Genomic DNA, 2,087 nt, shown 5'->3' on the forward strand with positions numbered 1-2,087 from the left:
CCCTAACGTTATAGTGACATTATATTTTTGTTATACAATTTTTAACCCCTGTTAGGAACTATAAAAACATGAAAATTTTAATTTGCATGTAGATGGGCAGTGTCTCAAAAATTAGACACTGGTTTTGCTCAAATTTTTGTTTGTGAAAAGCAATTATTTTTATTTGGCTCTCATTTGCGTTTTAAGAGCTAATATAGGTTTTTAGGTATAAAACTATATAAATAACCCCTAATTCTTCAAAATACCCCTTTAAAATTAAAAATAAAGGTATTTAAAATTAGACAAAATAAAAAAGCCAATCCGTATAAAACGAACTGACTTTTAAAGAGCTATTCTTTTATCGTGGAATTAATTTTTATATCTGTGCCACGACACCGATTCTTAAGTATGTAGTATTAATTTTTATATCTGTGCTACAACACCGATTCTTTTGTATTTGATATAAAAATCGACGGAGGTCGATTTCGATTTTAGCACAACGTTCTGAAAGAACGTGTAAGTGCGCCCTTACGGGATTTAACTAGATTATAACGATGAAAAATAGATCTGTAAAGCAATAACTATTGTGATAAAGTTTGTTAAAAAAAGGAGGGTTTTTTGATGCCATTTGGTTCTTTTGTAGCAATTTTATGTGCTTTATTTGTGATATTTTATTTACCTTATGCAGAGAAGAAAAAGAAAAAATAGACCACGTATTTATGCCGAGAAAATTTATTGTGCGTTGAGAAGAACCCTTAACTAAACTTGGAGACGAATGTCGGCATAGCGTGAGCTATTAAGCCGACCATTCGACAAGTTTTGGGATTGTTAAGGGTTCCGAGGCTCAACGTCAATAAAGCAATTGGAATAAAGCGATAATTGTGTTTATCTTTCAGTTTTGTATATTTTTGTGTGTATGATTTTTAGTAGTATAAATACAATTATAGAAATTATACTGTGTAGCAATATTATGCTATCTGGTAAGTCCATAAAAAGAGTTAAGATTAAAAATTCACAAGCTATAATTATTGCGATTAATAATAATAAATTTGTTATTTTCATTTTAATTCCTCCTTTTTTGGTATTGTTAAGGGTTCCGAGGCTCAACGTCAATAAAGCAATTGGAATAAAGCAATATTATGATATGTTTATATTAGGAATGTTTTTAAAGATTTGGGAGTAAATTTAAAGAAAAGGAGTTTTTTTATTTTGAAACTAAAAAAATCATTTGGAACATTAGTAATGAGTGCTGTTTTATTATCAACTATTAGCCCATTTGCAGACGCCAAAGAAAGTAATATTAAAAATGAGCCTTCTACAACAACAGCTAATAGTAGTAATCAAGCGAAATATGTAACGGTAGATGGAGTGAAAATAAATAGAAACCCGAATTTACCAATGAATCCAGAGGCTCAAAACCGAATTGGAGCTACAAAGGTTGTTAAGACTGCTATTAAATTAATAATAAATAATAAAAGTAAAGCAGTTGGTGTGGTAGAAAAAGTAGGTGGTAAAAAGGCAGCTAAAGCTTTTAATAAAGCTTATAGTCCATTAGTAAAAGAGTTAAAGCCTATGTTGAAATGGAGTGAAGTTCCTGCTAATGCCGTAAGAGACGCTGGAATTAGAGCGGGACGCGCAGCTGGTTTATCAGAATCTCAAGCTCATATTTTAGGAGTGACCTTAAAAGAAGCTATATCTTGGCTATTTTAATAATTTAAGGAGATTATTATGTTAAAAGAAAAAGAAAGTTTTAGATTACTTTACCAAGCTATACGAGAACTTGCAGATAAAATTGGAGATAATCAGATAGAAACTAATTCTGTTAGTTTATTATTGTTAGATTTTGATTTTGAACATGATGTATTTGATAAATTATATTTAGCAATTTTAAAATATTTAAACACAGTGAGTATTGAGGATATAAATCATAGTGAGCTTTTAGATTTAATAGCTAATACTATTCCAAAAGATCGAGAGGTTAATACTTTCGTAAAAAACAAAATAATAATTGGTTTTGCTAATAATTATTTTCCTGAATTGCAGGTATTAGCAAATGATATAAAGTCTGATATGGGCAATTTATTAAGTCAGTGATATATTTATTTAAA

General features: G+C 29.4%; 2 protein-coding genes. Both read left to right on the top strand.

Going from position 1 to position 2,087, the window contains the following annotated elements; genetic code table 11:
* Positions 1-1,188: 1,188 nt before the first annotated feature.
* Positions 1,189-1,689, top strand: a complete 501-nt coding sequence (locus tag A33S_RS0110300) for a hypothetical protein (RefSeq protein WP_017176830.1) — start codon at positions 1,189-1,191, stop codon at positions 1,687-1,689.
* An 18-nt stretch (positions 1,690-1,707) separates the two neighbouring features.
* A complete protein-coding gene (locus tag A33S_RS0110305) occupies positions 1,708-2,073 on the top strand; it encodes a hypothetical protein (protein ID WP_017176831.1) in 366 nt (121 codons plus the stop codon).
* Positions 2,074-2,087: the final 14 nt, after the last annotated feature.

Origin of the sequence: Staphylococcus massiliensis CCUG 55927, from assembly GCF_000298075.1 — a bacterium.
Classification (GTDB): Bacteria; Bacillota; Bacilli; order Staphylococcales; family Staphylococcaceae; genus Staphylococcus; species Staphylococcus massiliensis.